Source organism: Pseudomonas sp. FW305-25 (assembly GCF_017351415.1).
Taxonomy (GTDB): Bacteria; Pseudomonadota; Gammaproteobacteria; order Pseudomonadales; family Pseudomonadaceae; genus Aquipseudomonas; species Aquipseudomonas chlororaphis.
This window is the reverse complement of the sequence record NZ_JACNDE010000005.1, coordinates 72,906-87,654: the sequence shown is the minus strand read 5'-3', so window position 1 is coordinate 87,654 and position 14,749 is coordinate 72,906. Positions and strand designations below refer to the sequence as shown.

The 14,749-nt window shown below is 66.5% G+C and carries 15 protein-coding genes; 10 read left to right on the top strand and 5 right to left on the bottom strand.

All coding sequences use genetic code 11. From position 1 onward, the window contains the following. The first annotated feature begins 418 nt into the window (after positions 1-418). Both J4E58_RS07035 and J4E58_RS07030 read left to right on the top strand, forming a co-directional pair. A complete protein-coding gene (locus J4E58_RS07035) occupies positions 419-1,393 on the top strand; it encodes a quinone oxidoreductase (protein ID WP_087090512.1) in 975 nt (324 codons plus the stop codon). 58 nt (positions 1,394-1,451) lie between these two features. Next, on the top strand, positions 1,452-2,390 hold the full coding sequence (locus J4E58_RS07030) for a LysR family transcriptional regulator (RefSeq protein WP_087090510.1): 939 nt from the start codon (positions 1,452-1,454) through the stop codon (positions 2,388-2,390). Between the two features lie 6 nt (positions 2,391-2,396). Here J4E58_RS07030 and J4E58_RS07025 read toward each other — a convergent pair whose 3' ends face one another. Beyond that, on the bottom strand, positions 2,397-3,290 hold the full coding sequence (locus J4E58_RS07025; RefSeq protein ID WP_087090508.1) for a LysR family transcriptional regulator: 894 nt from the start codon (positions 3,288-3,290) through the stop codon (positions 2,397-2,399). An 85-nt stretch (positions 3,291-3,375) separates the two neighbouring features. On the opposite strand from J4E58_RS07025, the gene J4E58_RS07020 reads away from it, so the two are divergent. Next, positions 3,376-4,152, top strand: a complete 777-nt coding sequence (locus J4E58_RS07020) for an NAD(P)H-dependent oxidoreductase (RefSeq protein ID WP_087090506.1) — start codon at positions 3,376-3,378, stop codon at positions 4,150-4,152. 67 nt (positions 4,153-4,219) lie between these two features. Here the strand turns inward: J4E58_RS07020 and J4E58_RS07015 are convergent, their stop codons facing one another. Both J4E58_RS07015 and J4E58_RS07010 read right to left on the bottom strand, forming a co-directional pair. Continuing rightward, on the bottom strand, positions 4,220-4,999 hold the full coding sequence (locus tag J4E58_RS07015; RefSeq protein WP_087090504.1) for an SDR family oxidoreductase: 780 nt from the start codon (positions 4,997-4,999) through the stop codon (positions 4,220-4,222). Between the two features lie 35 nt (positions 5,000-5,034). Then, positions 5,035-5,430 (bottom strand): heme-binding protein, encoded by a 396-nt coding sequence (locus J4E58_RS07010; RefSeq protein ID WP_087090502.1) that lies wholly within the window; start codon positions 5,428-5,430, stop codon positions 5,035-5,037. Between the two features lie 94 nt (positions 5,431-5,524). Here J4E58_RS07010 and J4E58_RS07005 point away from each other — a divergent pair, with 94 nt between their 5' ends. Then, on the top strand, positions 5,525-6,448 hold the full coding sequence (locus tag J4E58_RS07005; protein ID WP_087090500.1) for a LysR family transcriptional regulator: 924 nt from the start codon (positions 5,525-5,527) through the stop codon (positions 6,446-6,448). A 14-nt stretch (positions 6,449-6,462) separates the two neighbouring features. On the opposite strand, the gene J4E58_RS07000 is transcribed toward J4E58_RS07005, so the two are convergent. Further along, positions 6,463-7,023: a TetR/AcrR family transcriptional regulator gene (locus J4E58_RS07000; protein WP_256583110.1), complete on the bottom strand. Its 561-nt coding sequence runs from the start codon at positions 7,021-7,023 to the stop codon at positions 6,463-6,465. A gap of 276 nt (positions 7,024-7,299) precedes the next feature. Between J4E58_RS07000 and J4E58_RS06995 the strand changes: the two genes are divergently transcribed. The 6 genes from J4E58_RS06995 (at position 7,300) to J4E58_RS06970 (ending at position 12,784) form a co-directional block, all read left to right on the top strand. Next, entirely contained in the window at positions 7,300-8,328 is a 1,029-nt protein-coding gene (locus J4E58_RS06995) for a hypothetical protein (protein ID WP_087090496.1), read from the top strand. 30 nt (positions 8,329-8,358) lie between these two features. After that, positions 8,359-9,303 (top strand): DMT family transporter, encoded by a 945-nt coding sequence (locus J4E58_RS06990; protein WP_087090494.1) that lies wholly within the window; start codon positions 8,359-8,361, stop codon positions 9,301-9,303. Then, positions 9,300-10,088 carry a glutathione S-transferase family protein gene (locus tag J4E58_RS06985; protein ID WP_087090492.1) on the top strand — a complete coding sequence of 263 codons (789 nt, stop codon included), beginning with the start codon at positions 9,300-9,302 and terminating at the stop codon, positions 10,086-10,088. The genes J4E58_RS06990 and J4E58_RS06985 overlap by 4 nt, the downstream gene beginning before the upstream one ends. Continuing rightward, positions 10,078-10,521 carry a thioesterase family protein gene (locus J4E58_RS06980; RefSeq protein WP_087090490.1) on the top strand — a complete coding sequence of 148 codons (444 nt, stop codon included), beginning with the start codon at positions 10,078-10,080 and terminating at the stop codon, positions 10,519-10,521. Before J4E58_RS06985 ends, J4E58_RS06980 begins: the two co-directional genes overlap by 11 nt. Before the next feature lie 12 nt (positions 10,522-10,533). Next, positions 10,534-11,820 carry a cation:proton antiporter gene (locus J4E58_RS06975; RefSeq protein ID WP_087090488.1) on the top strand — a complete coding sequence of 429 codons (1,287 nt, stop codon included), beginning with the start codon at positions 10,534-10,536 and terminating at the stop codon, positions 11,818-11,820. A 151-nt stretch (positions 11,821-11,971) separates the two neighbouring features. Further along, positions 11,972-12,784: an enoyl-CoA hydratase/isomerase family protein gene (locus J4E58_RS06970; protein ID WP_087090486.1), complete on the top strand. Its 813-nt coding sequence runs from the start codon at positions 11,972-11,974 to the stop codon at positions 12,782-12,784. 130 nt (positions 12,785-12,914) lie between these two features. On the opposite strand, the gene J4E58_RS06965 is transcribed toward J4E58_RS06970, so the two are convergent. Continuing rightward, positions 12,915-14,510, bottom strand: coding sequence for a serine/threonine-protein kinase (locus J4E58_RS06965; RefSeq protein ID WP_087090484.1), 1,596 nt, complete (start codon positions 14,508-14,510; stop codon positions 12,915-12,917). Between the last annotated feature and the right edge of the window lie 239 nt (positions 14,511-14,749).

Genomic DNA, 14,749 nt, shown 5'->3' with positions numbered 1-14,749 from the left:
CCTTTGAATTCTAAGGGATTTTTCGCGTTCCTGAATCAGGAATGGACGCAATTCTGGACTTGTTCACCGGGCATGTCAAGAACAGGAATAAAATAATTCAATGCGTTGCGCCTGCATGGCCATCACTGGCGCAAGCCGCTTGCTTGCATCATTTGGCTTTGCGACGAGGCTTCGACAGGCTCCCCCACCCGCGAACCCACCTTACCGGTCGAAAGAGTCCACCCGCGCTATCAGGGCCCGCGATAAGCGGCGAACGGCGGTGCAGCTGCCCTGGCCTGCGCACCGAAGCTCTCAATTGATTACTGCACTTTATGCAGCAGTCAAATGCAAACAGGCCAGATTGTTGATCATGGAGCGTAGCCCTATCCTCGTTTCCTACACCCAGCTTCCTACCGCAAAGCTTCCAAGGAGATCGAGCATGCTCACCCGCGTACAGCTTCACCAAGTCGGCACCCCCCAGGTCCTGCAGTTCGAACAGGTGCAAGTCCAGGCGCCCGGTGCCGGCGAGGTCTGGCTGGAGCAGACGGCCATCGGCGTCAATCCGCTGGACCTCAGCCAGCGCAACGGCGCGGTGCCGGTTGCCCTGCCCTGCGGGCTCGGCCTGGAAGGCGCGGGGCTGGTCAAGGCGATCGGCCCTGGCGTCACCCAGGTCCAGGTGGGTGATCGCGTCGCCTATGCCACCGGGCCCCTCGGCGCGTATGCCAGCGCCCGCCTGTACCCGGCCGAGCGCCTGGTCAAGCTGCCGCCGGCGCTGGCCTCGGACGCCGCCGCGGCGCTGCTGTTCAAGGGCATCACCGCCCAGTACCTGCTCAAGACCACCTACCCCGTCGGCCCTGGCACCCGGGTGCTGATCTATGGCGCCGCCGGGGCCCTGGGCCAGTTGATGGTGCCCTGGGCCAAGCACCTGGGGGCCACGGTCATCGGCGTCATCTCCAAGGCGCAAAGCGTCGACCGGGCCCGGGCCGCCGGTTGCGACGAGGTGCTGATGTTCGACGCCGCGACCCTCGCCCAACAGGTCGTCGAGGTCACTCAAGGGCACAAGGTCGATGTGGTGTACGACCCGATCGGCCGGGTGTCCTTCGAAGCCTCACTCGACAGCCTGCGTCCCCGCGGCCTGCTGGTGTCCTTCGGCGCGGCGTCGGGCGCTCCCGAGGCGGTGCCGGTCGGCACCCTCAACGCCAAGGGCTCGCTGTTTCTCACCCGCCCGTCCCTCGCCGCCCACACCGCCAGCGCCAGCGAATACCAGATGCGCGCCGCCGATGTGCTGGACGCCTTCGCCGCGGGTATCATCCAGCCGCGGATCTGGCAGCGTTATCCCTTGGCCGACGTGGCCCAGGCCCACGCCGACCTGCACGACGGACGCGCGCAAGGCGCCATTGTGCTGATACCTTGAGGCCGATCCTTTCCGTTCCTTCCGGCCATTTGGCCGCACAACGAGGCAGCCCAGGCACATGGATCCGTTCGACAGCCGACAGGCCGATGAACTCGCCACCTTGATGGCGCTCTTCGAGCACGGCTCTTTCGCCGCCGCCGGGCGGGCCTTGCAGCGCCACCCTTCGGTGCTGTCCAAGCGCCTGGCGGCACTGGAAAGCCGCCTGGGCATTCGCCTGGTGCAACGCACCACCCGGCAATTGCGCTTCACCGACGAAGGCGCGCGGTTAGTGGAGCGCTTGCGGCAGGCGGCGGGCCTGATCAGCGCAGCCGAACACGAAGCCTCCCAGGGCGCCGCGCAGATCCGCGGGCGCCTGCGCCTGGCCTTGCCGGCCGCCATGGGCCGGCGCTGGCTCAGCCCGATCCTTGCAGAATTCGCCCTGGCCCATCCCGGGGTGACGCTGGAGACCGAATATTCGGACCGTTTCGTCGACATCGTCGGCGAAGGTTTCGACGCGGCGATCCGCATCGGCGAACTGGCCGACAGCCAGCTGGTGGCGCGTAAACTCTGTGCGCACCAGCGCATCCTCTGCGCGTCGCCCGACTACCTGCAACGCCATGGCGAACCGCAGGTGCCCGCCGAACTTGCCAGCCACAACTGCCTGGGCTTTACCGGCCTGCGTTCCTGGCCCGACTGGCGGCTGACCCGCCAGGGCCGGCTGGAAACCGTGCGTATCCACGGCACCTTGCAGAGCAACGACAACGAAGCGCTGCTCGCCGCGGCCCGGGCCGGTGTCGGCATTCTTGCCGGCGGCGACTGGCTGATGAACCAGGACCTCGCCTCGGGGCATCTGGTCCGGGTGCTGCCGCAGTGGCAGCTGGACAGCGACTCGGGGATCTTCCTGCTGCGCCCGTCGGCGCGCTTCAGCAGTGCCACCACCCAGGCCTTCAAGCACTGGATCGAGGCGCGCTTTGCCCAGGGCGCGCCGTGGGAAACGCCGGCCAGGGAAGAGCCGTAGCAGCGTTCACAGCGAAGCGACGATGAACTCCCGCAGCCATTGATGGGCCGGGTCGCGGTGGCAGCGCTCGTGCCAGAGCATGGCCATGTCATAACCCGGGACTTCCAGCGGCGGCTCGACCACCTTCAGCGCCGGGTTGTCGCGCACCAGGCGCGACGGCAGCATCGCCACCAAGTCGGTGCTCGCCAGCGCCGAGAGGACAAACAGAAAATGCGGCACCGACAGCACCACCCGGCGCGTCAGGCCCACCTCGCCCAGCGCGCTGTCGGTGACACCCTGGAAACCGCCGCCATCGGGCGACACCACCACATGTTCCAGCTTGGCGAACTGCGCCAGGCTCGGGCGTCGTTGCAGGCGTGGATGGCCCGCGCGGCCCACCAGCACGTAACGCTCGCTGAACAGCACGCGGCGGCGCAGCCCCGGCGGCGAGTCCTCGCTGGTGTGCAGGGCCAGGTCGATGATGCCCTGCTCGGCCTGCTGGACCAGACGCCCCGGCTCCAGTTCGAGCACCGCCAGCCGGGTTCCGGGGGCCGCCGCGCGCAAGCCGGCCAGCGCCGGCAGGATCACCGTCGACTCGCCGTAGTCGGACGCCGACACGCTCCAGGTATTGGCCGCCGCGCCCGGGTCGAACGGGCTGGCCGGCGACACCGCCAGCTCCAGGGCCTCCAGCGCCCGGCGCAACGGCTCGCGCAAGGCGTCGGCCCTGGCGGTGGGCCGCATGCCGCGCGGGCCCGGCAGCAACAACGGGTCGCCGAAAATCTCCCGCAGCTTGGCCAAATGCACGCTGACCGAGGGTTGCGACAGGTTCAGGCGTTGCGCCGCGCGGGTCACGTTGTGCTCGGCGAGCAGCACATCCAGGGTCAGCAGCAGGTTGATGTCCAAGCGCCTTAAATTATTCACGACAATACCTGGGATATTGGATATTCATTTCCAATATACCTGGCAGCGACCGATCCTGCTGTCTCCCGACATTGGAGACCCTGTGATGAATGTACTGCTGGTGTATGCCCACCCCGAACCCCGCTCCTTGAACGGCTCGCTCAAGGACTTCACGATCAAGCGCCTGGAGGCCGCCGGCCACGCGGTCCAGGTTTCGGACCTGTATGCGATGAACTGGAAGGCGCCGCTGGATGCCAACGACAGCCTGGGCCGTGCGGACAACAGCCGCTTCGATCCGTCCCTGGACTCCAAGCGCGCCTTCGAAGAAGGCCTGCAGTCGGCGGACATCGCCCGCGAGCAGGAAAAACTGCTCTGGGCCGACACCGTGCTGCTGCAATTTCCCCTGTGGTGGTTCTCTATGCCGGCGATTCTCAAGGGCTGGGTGGAGCGGGTCTACGCCTATGGTTTTGCCTATGGCGTGGGCGAGCATTCGGATGCGCGCTGGGGCGACCGCTACGGCGAAGGCACCCTGACGGGCAAGCGGGCGATGCTGATCGTCAGCGCCGGCGGCTGGGAATCCCACTATGGCCCGCGGGGCATCAACGGGCCGATGGACGACCTGCTGTTCCCGATCCACCACGGCATCCTCTATTACCCCGGCTTCGACGTGCTGCCGCCCTTCGTGGTCTACCGCACCGGGCGCATCGACGAAGCGCGTTTCGCCACGATCTGCGACCAGCTCGGGCAGCGCCTCGACCAGTTGCAACAGACCGCGCCCATCGCCTTCCGCCCACAGAACGCCGGTGCCTACCGGATCCCGGAACTCACCCTGCACCCGGAGATCGCCACCGGCCAGCAAGGCTTCGCCGCCCACCTGATATAGGCCGTGGGCTCACTGCTCGGCCAGGCGCGTACCGGCTGGCTGCCGAGACGCAAGCGTCGGCATTCACCTACGACTGCTGGCGCGTCCAGGCGTCCTGCTGGTCCTGCTTGACGATGTCGACGAAGTGCGCCGGCAGCAGGTTCCTGAAAGCCCCACCATCCGCCTCCACCACCTCGACCATCTTCGCCACCATTTCCTCGGGATCGTATTGCTCGAACGGGAACTTCAGCCCGGAGTGATCGGTGAAGTGTTTCTGCGGGTCGTACCAGCTTTTCCAGGTTTCCATCATCCGGTCGTTGAAGCCGGTGGAATACGGCCCGGGGTTGATGGTCGCGACCTGGATGCCGAACTCCGCCAGCTCCATGTGCAGGGCCTCGGCGATGGACTCCAGGGCATGCTTGGAGGCGCAGTAGGCGCCGGTGAAGGGCCCGGTGAGCAGGCCGGCGATCGACGACACGAAGACGATCTTGCCCTTGCGCCGCTCGACCATCTGCCGCACGAAGCCCTGGGTCAGCTCCAGGTTGGCGAACACATTGGTCTCGAACTGGGAACGCAAGATATCCACCGGGATTTCCGCTATGGCGCCGGTCTCGGCGTCGCCGGCGTTGTTCAGCAGCACGTCGATGTCCCACTGCCAGGCATGGGCCCGGTCGCGGGCCGAGGTGATGTCGAGCTTCTCCACCCGCAGCTTGAGGTCCAGGCTGGCGGCGAGTTCGCGCAGTTCGGTGACCTGCGGGGTGATCTGCACCCCGGCGATCACTTCATGGCCGTTGGCTGCCAGGCGCAGCGCCACCTCACGGCCAAAGCCCGAGCCGGCGCCGGTGACCAGAATACGTTTTTTGCACATTGTGGGTTCTCCAGGAGAATGTCGGGGGCCAGGGCTCAGAGGCAAGCCCGGGCGATGATGTCGTCTTCAACCGCGGTGCCGCCGGAGACGCCGATGGCGCCCAGGCAGCGCCCCGCCTGATCGACGATGGGCAGGCCACCGGCAAAGCTGGTCAAGCCGCCGTTGCTCTGCTCGATCGACCACAACGACTGCCCCGGCCCGGACAAGGCGCCGAGTTCGGCGCTGGCGGTCCGGAACAGCGCCGAAGTCCGGGCCTTGCGCTGGGCCAGGTCGATCGCCCCCGGCACGGCGTCGTCCATGCGCACGAACGCCAGCAGGTTGCTGCCCGAATCGACGATGGCGATGCACACCGACAGCTGCATCTGCATGGCTTTGGCGATGCCTTTGTCGAGCATCTGCCGGGCGGGTTTGAGGGTGACGGGCCAGTGCATGGCGGGACTCCTTTGCGGTTGAAAAGAGTCTATGAAGCTCGTAGCTTTAAGAGAATCCACATTCTCCCTACAAGACTATTAAGTATTCCTAACAATGAGCCGACGCGATCCACTGGCCGGTCTGCACCTCTTCATGGCGGTGGTCGAGACCGGCAACTTCACCCGCGCCGCCGCCGTGCTGGGCGTGACCCCGGCGGCCGTGAGCCTGGCCATCAACCAACTGGAAAGCGAACTGCAGACCAGGCTGTTCCACCGCACCACCCGTGGCGTCAGCCTGACGGAGAGCGGCCAGCGCTTTCACGAAAGCAGCGAAGCCGGTTACCGCAGCCTGCTGCAGGCCAGGGAGGAGCTGGGGGAAACCCAGGGCGAGCCGTCGGGGCACCTGCGCATCAGTGCCTTGCATATGGCCAAGCACCTGATCGTCGCCCCGCTGCTCGAGGACTTCTTCCAGCGCTACCCCAGGGTCACCCTGGAAATACGCTACGAAGATCAGTTGGTGGACATCGTCAAGGAACAGCTCGACGCCGGCATCCGCCTGGCCGACGCCCTGCACCCGGGCATGCACGCGGTGCAGATCACCCCGCCGCTGCAATGCGCCCTGGTGGCCAGCCCGCAGTACCTGGCGCGCCACCCGGCGCCGCGCAGCATCGACGAGCTGCACCAGCATTGCTGTGTGCGCTTTCGTTTTCCCAGCAGCGGGCAGATGCACAAATGGCAGCTGCACGACGGCCAGCACGAGGTGAAGCTGGATGTGCCCGGGCGCTTCATCAGCACCGACACCCAGGCGGTGATCGAGGCCGCCCGCGCCGGGGTGGGCATTGCCCATGTGTTCATTCGCGAACGGATCGCCGCCGACCTCGCCAGCGGCCAGCTGGTGGAAGTCCTGCCCGGCACCTGCCAGCCGCTGCCGGCCATGTGGCTGTACTACGCCAACCGCCGGCACGTCCCGCCCAAGCTGCGCGCCCTGATCGAGGTGCTGCGGGACTGGAAGCAGTCGCTCGGGCGCGACAACCGCTAAAACGGCGCAGAGGCTCAGGCCCGCGCCTGGACGCTCGGCACCAGCATGCGCACCAGGGAGTCGGCCGTACTGCGCAAACGTTCCGGCTCCTGATAGATGCGTTCCATCACCGCCAGCCCGCGGGTGAAGGTGACCATGACCTGCGCCGCTTCATCCGGCGCCAGGACCAGGTCGCCCCGGATCCGCTCAGCCGACAGCGCAGTGCTGATGGTCAGTTGCAGGGCGTCCAGCAGCTCGCGCAAGCGTTGCTGGATGCGTGGGCCGATGGTGTCGGCGTCGGTGGCCGTCTTGGTGGTCAGGCAGCCTTTGGCCGGTGTGCCGCTGGTCATGTTGCTGATCGCCACCTGGAAAAACCGCCGTAGCGCGGTTTCGGCATCCGCGGCCTCGAGGGCCTTGGCGGCGTTGCCCAAAAAGCGCATGGCGTAGGCTTCGAACGCCAGCAGGAACAACGCTTCCTTGCCGCCGTAGGCATGGTACAGCGAGCCGCGCTGGACCTCGGCCGCCTCGGCCAGGTCGGCCATGGAGGTGGACTGCCAGCCCTTGCGCCAGAACACTTCAAGGACCGCCGACAACACTTTTTCTTCGTCAAACTGCCTGACACCCGCCATAAAAATCACTGCTCACATAATTGTTGACAACGTTGTCAAAGATACCAACACTGCGATCTTTGACAGCCTTGTCAATCATAGCCGATAGGCGCTGTCCGGTAAGCATGCTTGATGTACTGGTCCACGACTTTCGTTCCGCGCCACGGAAGGAAGTCGGCTTCACCTGCGCAGCCACGCCCGGTAACAACGGTCGTGGGCGCGAGCGGTTTTCTCTTTTTACGTCAGGAAAAAGGAGTCTACGAAATGGTTTCGAACAGTCGTATCCAGTATGGCTACATCAACGTCATCGAGCCCTCCGAGCACAAGGGCGAGCTCACCCGCGACAAGGTCGAGCGCTTCACCGAGGGGTTCAGCAAACCGGCCCTGCTGCGCAAGCTCGCGCCCATCGGCGAGGAGTTCGCGCAACGGGCGTTCTTCGATCAGGTCGGCTCGGGGAAAAACCTGCAATGGCGGGTCAAGTCCGGCGACCAGCCGGTGTCGATGCGCGACGAAAACGGCGCCTCGGACTACAACTACGTCACCGGTCGCGTCGGCACCGGGCAGGAATTCCTCGACGACATCTTCACCCACCACCTCGACGTCTACTCGCACCTGGGCACCATTTCCTCGAGCTACAACGACCCCTACGAGTGGGGCAAGGACGCCTTCAACCTGGTCAAGCAGCACGTCTTCAGCAAACCCTGGTTCAACATCGACGCCTGGAAAGTCACCGGCCATATGTTCCTCGGCTACAGCACCCAGGAATACGGCGAGCCGGCCCGCGGCGCGGTGGGCAGCGACTGGCACATTTTCCCGACCCTGAATATTTTCGTGATGATCGCCGGCACCAAGAAGTGGAGCACCCGCCCACCGCAGTTGGGCGACCAGTTCCGCGACTACGACCTGATGTTCGAAACCAGCAGCGGCCGCGAAGCGCCAGGCGGCGACTACGAGGCCGACACCGTCTACGTCGAGCCGGGCGATGTGCTGATCAACCCGCCCTTCGAATGGCACAAGGTGCTCAATGCCCGTGGCCTGAGCATCGGCGCGGCGTTCCGGGTGATCGACATCGACTACCTGGACAAGCTGGAGAACCGCCGCAACCTGGACCTCTCCAAGGTCGCCCATGACAACGGCCACTTTGCCGAGACCGAGGAGCTGGCGCACTTCCTCACCAGCGTCAACTACGCCTCGCGCCACATCAACCGGGCGCAGATGCTGCTCAACGACATCGAGTACGCCTACCTGCGCAAGCGCGGCAACGCCGGCTCGGTGAAGATCGGCCACCGCTAGCCCCCGGGACGCCGCAGCGAGGACCCGCTCATGACGCTTACCGTCAGTCCCGAACAGCGCTGGGCCGGCATTCTGTGCGGCCTCGCCGCGGCCTTGATCTGGGGCGCGTTCCCGGTGGTCACCCGGCTGGGGCTGACGCGCACGCCGCTGGATGCCTACGACATCACCTGCATCCGCTACAGCGTCTCCGGGCTGATCCTGCTGCCCTACCTGCTCCGCCATGGCCGCCGGGGCCTGAGCTGGACAAGCATCGGCCTGATGGTCATCGGCATCGGCGCGCCGTACATGCTGGTGGTGGCCCAGGGGCTGGCCCTGGCCCCGGTGGAGCTGTTCGCGGTGGTGACTCCCGGCAGCATGATCCTGTTGTCGATCCTGATCAGCGCGCGGCTATTCGGCACCCGCCTCGGCGCCCGGGCGAACGCCGGCACCGCGCTGATCATCGGCGGCGTGCTGCTGGCCGGCTGGCACAGTTTCGCCGGGGCCCAGGCCTCGCCCTACGCCTACCTGATGTTCCTGCTCGGCGGCCTGCTGTGGGCGATCTACACCCTGGTGTCGAAATGGTCCGGCAGCGCCGCGCTGCACGCCACGGCGATCGTCTCGGTGTGCTCGATGGTCCTGTACCTGCCGGTCTACCTGGCCAGCCGCGGGCTGCGGATCCTCCAGGCGCCGCTCTGGGATATCGGCATCCAGGTGGTCTACCAGGGCCTGCTGGTGTCGACGGTGGCGTTGTTCTTCTACAGCCGCTCGGTCCAGTTGCTCGGCGCTTCGCTCGGTTCCACCTTCGCCGCGCTGGTGCCGGGCACGGCCATGGTGCTGGCCGCCCTGCTGCTCGGCGAGCGCGCGGACAACAGCGCCATCGCCGGCTTGCTGGTGGTGACCGCCGGCATGCTCCTGACCCTGCTGCCGCAACGCCCGCGCCCGCTGCCGGGCGCCATCGGCCAGCCGACACCCCGGCCGCCAGGACCCACGCCATGAACGACCTGCATGAGCGGATAGCGGCTACTGTCCACAACCAAGGAAAATCAAGCATGAGCAGCGCATCCCTGACTCTCTACGAACTGGCCGGCGCCGACCCGGACCTGCGCTTCAGCCCGCACTGCTGGAAAACCCGCATGGCCCTGGCCCACAAGGGGCTGCAAAGCCAGCGCATCGCCTGGCGTTTCAGCGACAAGGCGCGTATCGCCTTCTCCCGACAAGGCGCGGTTCCGGTGCTGGTGGATGGCGACCAGAGCATCAGCGACTCCTGGCGCATCGCCCTGCACCTGGAACAGCGTTACCCCGAGCGCCCGTCCCTGTTCGGCGGCCGCGAGGCCCTCGCACTGTCGGCTTTCGTCAACCGCTGGGCCGACAGCATGCTGCTGCCCGCCGTGGCCCGGGTGATCCTGCTGGATGTCTACGCACAACTGGCCGCCGAGGACCGGGCCTATTTCCGCAGCTCCCGCGAAGCGCACTTCGGCACCTCGCTGGAACAGCTGGTGGCCCCCCAGGCCCAGCATCTGGAACAGCTGCGTCAGGTCCTGACCCCGCTTCGCCAGACCCTCAAGGGCCAGCCCTTCCTGGCCGGCGAGGCCCCGGCCTACGCCGACTATTGTGTGTTCGGCATGTTCATGTGGGCGCGCTGCACCAGCAGTGAGGAACTGCTGGGCCCCAACGACGCCCTGCATGCCTGGCGCGAACGCCTGCTGGACGCCTTTGGCGGGCTGGCGCGCGCGGCCACCCTGGCCACCCCCCTCGAGACTGGAGCACGCCATGTCCAATGATCCCGCCCTGCACGACTTCGCCGTCCGTTCCTCGGACAAGATCCGCTACGCCGACACCGACCGCCAGGGTCATGTGAACAACGCGGTGTTCGCCACCTTCCTGGAAACCGGGCGGGTGGAGATCATCTACGACCCGCATGCGCCGCTTGCCGAGCCCAGCAGCGAATTTGTCATCGCGCGCCTGGAGCTCGACCTGCGCGCCGAACTGCGCTGGCCCGGCACGGTGCAGATCGGCACCCGGGTCGCGACCCTCGGCAAAAGCTCGATGACCCTGGAGCAGGCGCTGTTCCAGGACGGTCGCTGCGCGGCCCTGGCCAGCACCGTGATCGTGCAGATCGACGCCCAGAGCCGGCGCTCGAAACCCTTTGGCGAAACGGCGCGGCTCCGGTTGGGCGCCCTGACCACGGCCGCGGAGTCGTTCGCGGAAAAATAGGCGGAGGACGCCATGTCGACGCTCCAGCAACTGTTCTCGGCCCTGCCGTTTTTCCAGCTGGCGGTGATCATCGTCGCCAGCCAGCTGTGCGGCGCGCTGCTGGCCCGCTGGGGGCAGTCGCGGGTGATCGGCGAAATCTGCGTGGGCATCCTGCTCGGTCCCTGCCTGCTGCTGGCCCTCGGCGCGCAGTGGCATGCCGCGGTCTTTCCGGCGGCCATCCGCCTGGGCATCGAGACCCTGGGCAATATCGGCCTGGTCCTGCTGATGTTCCAGATCGGCCTGCGCTTCGACAGTAACCACCTGGGCAACCAGAAGATTGGCTTCAGCGCCCTCTCGGTGGCCGCCGGCGGGGTGATCCTGGCCTTCGCCCTCGGGGCCATGGTCGGGCTGCTCTCCCACAGCGCCCTGGCGCCCGCCCAACCCCGGCTCGGCTATGTGCTGTTCTGCGGCATCGCGTTGTCGATCACCGCCCTGCCGGTGCTGGTGCGAATCATCAGCGACCTGGGGCTGGAGCACTCGCTGGCCGGAACCGTCGGCATCGCGGCCGCCGCCATCACCGACATCATTGGCTGGGTACTGCTGACGATCATCGTCGCCCTGTCCAGCAGCGACAGCTCGCTGTTCGGGGTGCTACGCCAACTGACCTTCATCGTCCTGTTCCTCGCCCTCGCCCGCTGGGGCTTGCGCCCGCTGCTGCACACCTTGTTTACCCGGCTGCCCGCGACCCGCGGCGCGGCCCCCGCCGCCGATATGAGCATGGCGCTGATGCTGGCGACCGCCCTGCTGTGTGGCTGGATCACCACCCTGATCGGCCTGCACAGCGCCCTGGGCGGGCTGATCGCCGGCTGGCTGCTGCGCGAGCGGCGCCAGCACTGGCACCGCCACATGGAAGGCTTCGTCAACATCGCTCTGGTGCCCTTCTACTTCGCCGCCACCGGGCTGAAGATGGACCTCGGCGCCCTGGCGCCGCTCGACAGCTGGCTGTGGCTGCTGGCCTTCTTCGTCGCCGCGGTGCTGGGTAAAACCGCCGGCTGCTACCTCGCCGGACGCCTGGCCGGCCTGTCCGTGGAGGTCTCGCGCAGCGTTGCGATATTGATGAACACCCGTGGCCTGATCGAGATCATCGTGCTCTCCGTGGGCCTGGACATGGGGCTGATCTCCCAGAGCGCGTTCTTCCTGTTGCTGATGGTGGCCATCGCCACCACCCTGATGACCACCCCATTGCTCAGGCGCCTGGCCAGGATCGAGGCCGTTCCATCCGCCCTGGCGAAAGGCGAGCTGCAGACTTCCGATCGGTAAGCATCGGCCGACCGGGTATCCAGCATAAAAATCAGGCACGGCACGGAGCCGGGAAACCCGCCGGCTACACTCGCAGGTTGTGCCTTGCCTGCGCCCGAAAGCCAGGCCTGGTAATGGACTTCCCTCGCCAACCACAGGAGGTGCGGCGGCCATGGCCTTCACCGAAATCGACTACGAAACCCAGGGACCGATCAGGATCATCCGCTTCAACCGGCCGCAGAAACGCAATTGCATCGGCCCCACCACCCACCTGGAACTGATCGAGGCCTGGAGCCGTTTTCGCGACGATCCGCACGCCCTCGTGGCCATCATCACCGGTGCCGGCGACCAGGCCTTCTGTGCCGGCGGCGACCTCAAGGCGGCGCTCGACCTGGTGCCCACCACCCCGGACGAGATCGCCGCGCACAATCGCGGCGAGCGCCCCGGGATCATCGGCCCGAGCCGCTGGACGGATATCTACAAACCGGTGATCGCCGCGGTGAATGGCGTGGCCTACGCCGGCGGCCTGGAGTGGGCCTGCTTCGCCGATATGCGCATCGCCGAGGAACACGCCACCTTCGGCGTGACCTGCCGCCGCTGGAATATCGGCCTCGGCGATGGCGGCACCCAGCGCCTGCCACGCATCGTCGGCATGGGCCGGGCACTGGAGTTAATCCTCACCGGCAAGGTGATCTGCGCCAGCGAGGCGCTGGCTATCGGCCTGGTCAACGAGGTCGTCGCCAAGGGCCGCTCGCTGGAGCGCGCGCTGGAACTGGCACGCCTGCTCTGCACCCTGCCCCAGCCCGCCATGCGCTCGGACAAGGAAGCGGTCATCCGCGGCTACGGCCAGCCCCTGGCCGAGGGCCTGCGCATCGAAGCCGAGTGTTTCAACCGCTCCATCCATGAGCCGGAAACCCAGGAAGGACTGCGCCGCTTCCGCGAACGCGACCATCCGGACCTGCGCGGCGACGCCAGCCAGTGGTGAAAGGCTTGCGTATCCATGATCGGTAGGCCTCCTGGGTGGATGCCTACCTTTCAGACCAGTTCTTGCAACAGGCTATTGAGACATAGCCTTCTTTTATGTCTCGGCCTCGGCTCCGCGTGCCCTGGTCACCTCAAAAGAGCCTGTTCCACAGGCGCTTGAGCGCATTCGGCTGTTCCGCCCGCTCGCCGGTCGATTGAGGTGCCGAGGGCCGCGGGGAAGGCGGCGCAGCGGACGGGCGCGGCGCTTGGCCACTGCGTTTGCGCTGCTCATGCTGGTCCCGGAGTGCGAGCAGTTCGGGGTTGTCCGGACGGGCTTCCAGGCCATGCTTGATATAGGCCCGCGCCAGGTCTTTATCGCCCTTGGCATACGCGCTTTCGCTCATCTCGGCGTAGAGCAGCGCCACCTGGTTCAACCCGCCCAGCGCCTGGGCGTTACTCGGCTCCAGGTCGAGTATCTGCCGGTAATAGAACACCGCGCTGTCATCCTCGGGCTCCAGCAGGTGTTCTTCGGCGATGCGCTGCTCGGCCAGTTGCCGGTAGCCGGCGATCCGCGCCGTGGCTACCCGTTGCAGTCCTTGCCGAGCCTGCGCGCTGGCTTCGTCGAGCTGCAAGGCCTGGTTGAAGAAATACTCGGCATTGTCCTGCGCCGGCTCGACCAGCTGGCCCGCCGCCAGGCGCTGTTCGCCACGTGCCAGCAGCTCGGTGATCTCGATCCGCTGCTGCAGGTACAGGCCGGTGCCGCTGGCCGCGCCGAGCAGCAGCAGGCTGCCGAGTGCCCACAGCGCCAGGCGCCTGTTCGGGCTGCGCCGGCGGGCGGGCTCAGGCTCGGCCTCGGCCTGGGGCGGCGCAGGATCGATCAGGGCCGGCACGAAGCGGGTAGATTCCAGCTCCACCTCGCTGGGCGAGTCCGGTTCGTCCGGTTGCTCTGGCTGGTCCAGCTCATCGAGTGCCTGCAGCAGCGCCCGGCAGTCGGCGAAGCGCTGGTTGGGGTCCTTCGCCAGCATCCGCTCGAGCAGCGCCTTGTACGGGCTGATGTGCGCCGGCAAGCTCGGCGCCGGCATCTGCACGTGGTTCATCACGGTCTGGGTATAGCTGGCACCGCGGAACGGGTTGGTGCCGATGAGCATCTCCAGGAAGATCACGCCCAGGCTGTAGATGTCGGTGCGGATATCCAGCGGCTGGCACTGCGTCTGTTCCGGGCTGCTGTAGGCCGGGCTGCCGACCGCGATGCCGAGCCCGGTGAGCTCACTGTCCATCTCCAGCGCCTTGGCGATGCCGAAATCGGTGATCACCACCGTGCCGTCGCTGCGGAAGAGGATGTTCGCCGGCTTGATATCGCGGTGGATCAGGCCCTGCTCATGCACCACGGCGAGGCCGGTGGCGATCTGCCGGACGATATCCAGGGCGCGCGTCGGCTCGAACACCTCGCCCTTGTGCCGGGCCAGGTCGCCGCCGCCGACAAACTCCATGGCCAGGTAGTAGCGGCCATCGGCCAGTCTGTTGATGTCGTGGATGGTGATGATCGTGGGGTGGTGCAACGAGGCGACGATATGCCCCTCGCGGATGAAGCGCTTGCTGAACGCCTCGTCATTGGCGTTGAGCAGTACCTTCACCGCCACCTTGCGGTGCAGCGACTCCTGGGTTGCCAGGTAGACTTCGGCCATCCCGCCTTGGCCAAGCCGGCTATGCACGCTGTAGCCGGGTATCTCGGGTAATCGTTCGTCCATGAAAGAATCCGTGCGCAGCCACTGATTGGGGGATCGCCGATACTGTCGGGTCGAATGTCACCCGTCGGATCGGGTCTCTAATTAATAAGAGCGGGGAACTTTTCCGATAGTTCCCGGCTCGCCGTCTGCCGCCGTCCTGGCGTTTTGCGCTGCGCCTGGCTGGGGACGATCCTTCTGGCGGTGAGCAATGCCACAAGTTTAGCGGAGCAGGCGCCGACGCCAACCCCGGGCGCCGGGTC